The organism is Bifidobacterium mongoliense DSM 21395, from assembly GCF_000741285.1.
Lineage (GTDB): Bacteria > Actinomycetota > Actinomycetes > Actinomycetales > Bifidobacteriaceae > Bifidobacterium > Bifidobacterium mongoliense.
Window position 1 is genome coordinate 312,580 of the sequence record NZ_JGZE01000001.1, and the last position, 7,331, is coordinate 319,910.

The window sequence follows — 7,331 nt, forward strand, 5'->3', positions numbered from 1 at the left end:
CCTTACCGTTGCGGATTCGCGGCCCCGTGGAACCCGACCAGTCCTCGTCGCGCCGCGTCTCCCATGCTAGCCGATGGCCACCCGTTGTCTAGATTGAAGTGCAACACCTTATACCATTGGAGATTGTCTAGGTTTCCGCGGGAGGAAGGTGTCGCACCCATGTCACGAGTGTATTCGCATATCGGTGAGGAGGAAAGGCAGGTCATCCAGATCCAGGTGGGCAACGGCGCCACGGTCCGGGCGATCGCCGCCATGCTGGGCCGTAGCGCGTCGAGCATCAGCCGCGAGATCAGGCGCAACACGTGGTTCCCGTCCAACCAGAACGAATCCTACCGGCCGTACCGGCCGCAACGGCTGAAGACGGGGCCCTGGACCGGCCGCTACTACGTGGCGGGTCCCGCCCAGCGCAAGGCCGACGCGCGCAGGACGCGCGCGCGAAAGCCCCGTCGCATGGCGTGCGACCGGCTTCTCGCGTACGTCACGGACCGGCTGCGCCGGGGGTGGACGCCCCTGCTCGTCGCGGGCAGGCTTCGCGGCGAGTACCCGGACGACCCGCTGATGCGCGTATGCCCGGAGAGCATCTACCGGTGGATCCACTCCACGCAGGCGCTGCGGGGGCAATGGGCGCAGTACCTGCCGCGCGCCCACCGCAGACGCCGGAAACGCGGCGGCAGGCGCGTGCACGGCTCGCCCATCAGCCTACGCGTGGGCATCGGGCATCGCCCGGCATGCGCCAGCGACCGCGGGGAGTTCGGCCACTGGGAGGCGGACAGCGTCATCAGCGTCGGCTGCCACCTGCACACCGAGGTCGAACGCAGGACCCGATACCTCAAGGCCCGCATCATCCCCGACAAGGGCGCGGCCGGCACCATCGTCGCCCAACTGGGCATATTCTCGCCGCTGCCGGCCCCGGCGCGCCGGAGCGTCACATACGACAACGGCACCGAGTTCGCCGGCCACTCCACGCCCGTGGAGGCCCTGGGCATGCTGACCTACTTCGCCGACCCGTACAGCTCCTGGCAGCGCGGAAGCAACGAGAACAGGAACGGCATGCTACGCCGCTACCTGCCCAAAGGCGGCAGAATCACCCCGGACATGGCCGACGAGCTGCAGGCGATCGTCAACGAGATCAACAACCGGCCCATGCGCCTGCTCGGCTACCAGACACCCGCCGAAGCCTACCAGCAGGAACTGCTAAACTTACCCCACCAGCCACAGTGTTGCACTTCAATCTAGACAACGGGGTTGAAGCTTGCAGTCAGTGGTGATGATAGAGTCTGAATTGTGACGCGCCGAACTGGCCTCCTGGGCGCAAAAACGGCAGGCCGATGAGTAAACCCCGTTATCCGCGCCGATACGATAGGGCATCGGCGCTCAGGCTGGTCATTCTGATGATGGCTCTGCTCGGAGATGTTCATGAGTTTGATGCAAGGGGCAGGATGTAGCATGCATACGATTAGCGGGCGTCGGCGATGTGCTTGAGGATGTCGATCTGTCGTTTGAATGCCCGCCGCCCCTCGTCGGTAGCGCTGATTTCGGTGAGTATGCGTCTGCCGCGGGCAATCTTGCTGACGTTGATATATCCAGCGTTTTCGAGGATGGTGACCTGTTTACTCAGTGTTTGTGGAGTGGTCTGCGCGGCTCTGCGAATGTCCGCGAAGCCGACCGCGTCAGCTTGGTTGATCAGCGACATAATCGTGAATCTCAGTGGTGAGAGAATGATTCTGTCCCAATCTTGCAGATCGTCTGAGAGATTCATGCGGTTCGCTTACTTGCTAGGAGTCGAACCGCGAAGATTAGACGGCAGGCACAGCCGACGGCGCAGATGATCCCTGCCACCAACGCCATCCAACCTAGACCCCTGCTCCCTGTCGAGCTGAACGACGCGGGTAGACCGGCACTCGACGCCGCCGCGCCCAGCAGCACGCAGCCTATCGCTAGGAGTACGTTTCTCCAACCCAACACGATACGCTCGAGATGCTTGCTGCCACGGGGCAGAATGTGACGGTGATTGCGTTCGCTGCGTACCGCGAAAAACGACAGCAGCACCGCACATATGCCGAGGAAAATGATGCCGTTCCAGGACCATGAGACAGACCACCACGCACCGAGCGTCAGGAACAATAGGACTTGGACGCTCGAGACCCAGGCGACCGTCCATCCGTACGACCGGATCTCCCGGTACGGCATGAAGCCACTGGCATCACCGCTGTGCTTGAGGAGTTCCCTCGCCTCTGCCGGTGTCGCTGTGCTGATGTCGTGGGTGTCGTCATCGGTTGTAATATCGTTAATAGTATCCATGTTGGCAAGTATACACGATTCTGTTATTGGTGCAAAGTAAGGTACAGTTCTTAATCGAGAACTTGATGAGGGGGTTTCTCGTCAACCGTTGTTGGAAGAAAGAGGTTCATGCATATGTTGCGTTCAATTTATCGTGTGGGAACAGTGTTGTTCTCCTTCGCCCTGGCCTTAGTTTTCGTCATGGCAGGATCAGAACTGCATGCCCAAGCGGCAGAGCCTGCAACGCAGGTTAAACAAGTATCGACATCCACCGAACCCACCGCTGGAGGCTATGTGCTCCCCGTTGTCTAGATTGAAGTGCAACACTGTGGCTGGTGGGGTAAGTTTAGCAGTTCCTGCTGGTAGGCTTCGGCGGGTGTCTGGTAGCCGAGCAGGCGCATGGGCCGGTTGTTGATCTCGTTGACGATCGCCTGCAGACTGTCTCGTTATCGAACGCGAGACACTGCAAGTCAAATGCGTGGCCGTAACACAGGACTTGACGGCTTCTACACACATAGACCTGAGTGATAAGATAGGCAGGAACAAACCCTGCCCATGCGGCAGCGGTAAGAAATACAAGATGTGCCACGGAAAAAACATATGAGAGCAAAACGTTCGCATTCACGCACTTTGAGACTTCCGTCGTCAACCTAATTTTCTACTTGCTCTGCACTCTAAGTAGTCGTATTCAGAAGTGTTCGCTATTTCCCGAAAACCCTTTTCCAAAAGCCTTTGGGACCTGCATTACCCTCAGCGTTGTTCTCAATCATCGGATCTGCATCCTGCGCTTCCGCCTCCCGGCTAAGATCATCGCTCGGCTTTGCCTCCAGCAGTCGGATGGACCTGTCCTTGTCACTTAGCTGCTCGCGCAGGGCAGCCAGCAGCAAGTCCTGTCCCTTGCATCGCTCTTCCAGGGTTGCGATCCGAACCTTCATCTCATTCATCCTCGAGGTGTCAGTCGGTGTCACCTGAGAGGTATCAGCAGGTTTCACCGTATCGACCAGCCCCATGGCCTCCAGCACGGTCACAGGAATGTCCCAGCCTCTCCTACCCTTTGTGGCGCCTAGCTTGAGACCCTCGTTCTGAAGCTTTCTGCGCAGCGTGGACTCCGAACAGTTGACGACCTTCATCGCCTCGGCAAATGAATAGCTATGAGTGCTCATAATAAAATTATGACACCTCCGATGGCAGAACTCATAAGCAACAGCACCGCTAGGCCTCCATTAGAACAAGCTCACGTTCACGGCGGGAGCATGGCCGTGCTTCACGCGGTTTCTCTCATCAAAGGCGCACACAGGGCACTCGGAGAATCCCACGGAGCCGTCCAGGTGCATCTGCGCGTCCGTAGTGCTGAACGCTTCCAGAGATCCGTACACTTCGCCCTTGCCGGTGCTCGCTGTCACCGAGAACCAGTGGGCATTTATCTTCTCCCGGCTCTTCTGGGATCTGACTTCCACATGTTCCAAGTGCCGCGTCTGCGCGGTCGAGGTCACGGAAGTCTCGGACGGATACAACGTCACACCCTGCCTGCCGCACGTGATCCTCGCCTGCGGATACACCCTCCGCACCTCGGCGACGGCATGCTTGAAGGAACGGCGAAACCCACGAAGCTCGTTCGTACTGCCGAACTGTGCAGCCAACTGCCGCCAGGTAACGTTCTGACGCTCATGCAGATAGCTGTACCGACGCGCAAGCCACCAATACACATCCAGACTCATCGGAGAGTTGAGCGAAGCAATCATGGAAAGATCCACCGGCACTGGGGAATCGCAAAGATAGTTGATGTATTCCTGACTGAATCTCACCGTGTTCTGGAACAGAGAATTTTCTTGTGGCTCATTCCGAAGCCAGTCGATGTCATATTTTGTTGCCACAACGAAGTTGTAGCCATGTGATTCCCCATCCTTTTTATTGACTATGTGATATGTGCAGTCAAAGAGACGTTCATTTTTTATACAGAAGTGTGTGGCTGTCTTCATCTGCAGTTTGCGCGGGTGAAATTCTGGCGGCAACGGAAAATGGCTCAGGAATTCTGCAGAGCTCGCACAGTGAAGAAGTGAACCGCAACCACCCGAGTCATCTACAGTATTTATACTGTAGATGACCAAGTGCCTTATGTCAAATTTACGGCGTTTTGCCTACGAATCATTGGTATGTTGTTATTGTTGTGGGATTGATAAAGTATTTATACTTTATCAATACTTTATTTGTTTGTCAACTTCCAGAAATGAGATACCATCGAGAAATGGTCATGCCATACGTGTTCTACAAGAGGGTCAAGGCGAAGGACGTTCCTGTCGCAGTGATGTCGGAAAGCGCCACCTTCAACAACGTGCTGGCTCCGGCTTCGATCAGGAAAGTCTACGACGCGCTTCGCAACCAGGGTTATCTTCTGCAGCGGGTGACGCTGTCGGAATTCACGAGGTACATTCTTTCTCCCGAAGAGGGTCTGTTCAGGGAACTTCGACTGGTCAGGAAATACGATGGCAAGGAAGTCGTCAGACTGATACCCCGGAGCCAGCCGGTTTCGCCCTATGCCATAGCCCTGTCCCTTTCCACCCACGCGTATGTCTCGCATTACTCCGCCCTGTACCTTCACGGGCTGACGTTGAACGTTCCCAAACCCATCTATGTCAAGAGCAGACGGACGAAAGCCAAGAACCCGCCGCATGAGGCGGGCGAACTGACGCAGGAACAGCTTGATTCTGCGTTTTCCATTCCGGCGAGGATGACGCGTAACATCTACACCTTTGACCACGAGGGCACCACACACGAGGTCTACCTTCTGGAGAAGTCCGCCGAAATCGACAACGGCATCACCAAGGTTCCCGCTCCCCACGCTCCCTCGGGCATAGCCGTGAGCGGCGTCGAGAAGACCCTCGTCGAATGCGCCGTCAAGACGAACTACGCCGGCGGGGCGGGCGAGGTGCTCGACGCGTTCCGCAGGGCAAGGGAAACCCTGAAGATACTCAGGATGATGCAGCTGCTCAAGAACGGCCACTACCTGTTCCCCTACGAAAAGAACATCCTGTTCTACATGGACAGGGCGGGCTATTCCGAACAGCAGAAAAACCTGGTCAAGGAAAGGTCACGACCAGACAGGAAAGGATTCACCACCTATCTGGAAAAGAACATGCACGGCAGACTACTCGACCCGGATATCGGAATCTACTACCCGCAAGGCTTGGAATCCGAATGAGCGATACAGAGCTCGACAATCAGCAGATCATCGAGAAGGCAATACACGCTCTATTTTCAATAGACGAACTGGCCGGCAAGATCGCACTACACGGCGGGCAGGCACTGATCGCCTACAACATCAGCCACCGAGCATCCCAGGACATAGACCCTATATGTCAGCGAGAACACGATCACCGAACGGCAGCTGGACCTGATCAAGGATGCCCTTACCGAGGAATTCAACGACTCCGGCATGGAAGTGCGCAAATCCAAGATAGCGCATCTTCCCTCCGGAACGAAGCCTGAAAGGCTGACAAAAATCACCGCCAGCATCGCCAGTCAAAGATCCAACGCAAAAGACAATACGAAAAGTCCGATCCGACGCTTTGGCGAGAACAAGGGTCTCGACATCGAGATATCGCTCAACAACAACATGTTCCACCTGACCACCATCGATTCACAGGATGTCACCATAACCGTCTCGTCACTGACCAGAATCGTCTACGAAAAGATATTGTCCCTGTGCGAGAACTCCCCACGCTACCTGACAGCGCACCCTGGAAAGGGAAACGTCCGAAAGAGCCTGAGGACCAAGGACATGTTCGATATAGCCTCAATTCTTCGAGCGCGGACCGAGCTGCAAGCCCAGTTGACGAATGCCGATGAAATCAGATTCCTCAACACATTGATGGAAGACATCGCCGTCACCAAGGAAGATCTCGCCGGCTTCATGAACGACGTGACCATGTACGAGGACCAGTACCAGGAAGAATACGAAACAGTGAACGAAACCCTGGTCCCCGTCAAAGAACGCATAGACTTTACAGACGCGAAAACCATGATGCTGGATCTTCTCACACTCATACTCAATGAAATGTAGAAAAATTTTGGCCTTTCGCTGTTTGGTGTGGGTGGGCTGGTTATATGGTGACGGTGGCCAGGTCGAGCTTGCCGCAGGTCAGGTGGATCATCGTGGAGAAGTGGTCCATGTTGCGCAAGCCGCGGGCTCGGGTTTTGATGTGTTGGATGATGCCGTTCAATCCCTCGAGGATCGCGTTGGTGCACCGGTGGTCGAAATACGTGAGGATGTCCCGCCAGTGACGACGGATCCGGCGGGCGAGGGTTTTCATGGGTTCCGGACGGGAGTGCATCACCCACGAGCACCATGTCCGGAACCCGGCTCCGGCCTGCATCCGGCTCGTGCTGGTGGCGTGGATGTCCTGGAGGGTCCCGCGCATCCGGCAGGCGCGTCCGGTCCTGACCCGTTGTTCCTGCAGGTTATGCTTGGGTCTCCAGCTGGAGCCCGGTCGGGCCCTCCTCGTTGCGCAGCCACGGGTATTCCGTGCGCCTGAGCAGGGGGGTTGCGCCCGGCCTGCGTCTTGCGGACCTTGTCGACGGCCTCGTTGGCGTGCTTGATCACATGGAACTTGTCGATCACCTTGGCGGCGTTGGGCAGGTGTCCGCGGATGCCTGGGCGAACCCCGGGCTCATGTCGCAGGTGACCGGTGGCACCCGGTTCGGGTCACCGTTGTGGTCCATGAAATCCAACGCGAACCGTTTGACGGTGTTCGCGTCCCTGCCGGGCACCACGCGGATCACGTTGCGCTCCGCCGGATCGGCGAGCACGGTGATGTACCGGTGGCCTTTGCGGCTGGTCCCGTCGATGCCGATCGCCTCCACGCCCGTGTGATCCCCGTACAGGCGGGCCTGGTCCACATAATGTCTGATGAACCGCCACGATCCCGTGTCATGTTCGCCGACCTGCCCGGCTATGTCCGCGACCGGCTGGCTTTTCGCCGGCTCCACGACCATCGCCTCGAACAACAGTGGACCCGCTGCCTGGACGGGCCCACGGCACCGGCACCGCACGC

The 7,331-nt window shown here is 57.4% G+C and carries 8 protein-coding genes and 3 pseudogenes; 4 read left to right on the forward strand and 7 right to left on the reverse strand.

The window, feature by feature from the left end:
* Positions 1-159 precede the first annotated feature (159 nt).
* Entirely contained in the window at positions 160-1,236 is a 1,077-nt protein-coding gene (locus tag BMON_RS01355) for an IS30 family transposase (protein ID WP_034885197.1), read from the forward strand.
* Positions 1,237-1,456: 220 nt separating this feature from the next.
* On the opposite strand, the gene BMON_RS01360 is transcribed toward BMON_RS01355, so the two are convergent.
* The 3 genes and pseudogenes from BMON_RS01360 to BMON_RS10625 form a co-directional block, all read right to left on the reverse strand.
* Positions 1,457-1,759, reverse strand: a complete 303-nt coding sequence (locus tag BMON_RS01360) for a transcriptional regulator (protein ID WP_033513732.1) — start codon at positions 1,757-1,759, stop codon at positions 1,457-1,459.
* Positions 1,756-2,301, reverse strand: coding sequence for a hypothetical protein (locus tag BMON_RS01365; RefSeq protein WP_033513734.1), 546 nt, complete (start codon positions 2,299-2,301; stop codon positions 1,756-1,758). The genes BMON_RS01360 and BMON_RS01365 overlap by 4 nt, the downstream gene beginning before the upstream one ends.
* A 287-nt stretch (positions 2,302-2,588) precedes the next feature.
* Positions 2,589-2,723: pseudogene (locus BMON_RS10625) on the reverse strand (IS30 family transposase); the annotation flags it as partial.
* Between the two features lie 35 nt (positions 2,724-2,758).
* On the opposite strand from BMON_RS10625, the gene BMON_RS10630 reads away from it, so the two are divergent.
* Complete coding sequence (locus tag BMON_RS10630; protein ID WP_202805429.1) at positions 2,759-2,884, forward strand: SEC-C metal-binding domain-containing protein; 126 nt, start codon at positions 2,759-2,761, stop codon at positions 2,882-2,884.
* A gap of 97 nt (positions 2,885-2,981) precedes the next feature.
* Here BMON_RS10630 and BMON_RS01370 read toward each other — a convergent pair whose 3' ends face one another.
* Positions 2,982-3,443: a hypothetical protein gene (locus BMON_RS01370; RefSeq protein ID WP_033513736.1), complete on the reverse strand. Its 462-nt coding sequence runs from the start codon at positions 3,441-3,443 to the stop codon at positions 2,982-2,984.
* Positions 3,444-3,503: 60 nt separating this feature from the next.
* The gene (locus BMON_RS01375) at positions 3,504-4,388 is read right to left on the reverse strand and encodes a replication protein RepA (RefSeq protein WP_152595831.1); all 885 of its coding nucleotides are present in this window, start codon (positions 4,386-4,388) and stop codon (positions 3,504-3,506) included.
* A gap of 137 nt (positions 4,389-4,525) precedes the next feature.
* Between BMON_RS01375 and BMON_RS01380 the strand changes: the two genes are divergently transcribed.
* Complete coding sequence (locus BMON_RS01380; protein ID WP_033513737.1) at positions 4,526-5,479, forward strand: type IV toxin-antitoxin system AbiEi family antitoxin domain-containing protein; 954 nt, start codon at positions 4,526-4,528, stop codon at positions 5,477-5,479.
* 234 nt (positions 5,480-5,713) lie between these two features.
* Positions 5,714-6,340, forward strand: coding sequence for a hypothetical protein (locus BMON_RS01385; RefSeq protein ID WP_033513739.1), 627 nt, complete (start codon positions 5,714-5,716; stop codon positions 6,338-6,340).
* 40 nt (positions 6,341-6,380) lie between these two features.
* Here the strand turns inward: BMON_RS01385 and BMON_RS01390 are convergent.
* Together BMON_RS01390 and BMON_RS09115 are read right to left on the reverse strand one after the other, a co-directional pair.
* A pseudogene (locus BMON_RS01390) lies at positions 6,381-6,752 on the reverse strand (transposase); the annotation flags it as partial.
* A gap of 134 nt (positions 6,753-6,886) precedes the next feature.
* Positions 6,887-7,272: pseudogene (locus tag BMON_RS09115) on the reverse strand (transposase); the annotation flags it as partial.
* Positions 7,273-7,331 lie beyond the last annotated feature (59 nt).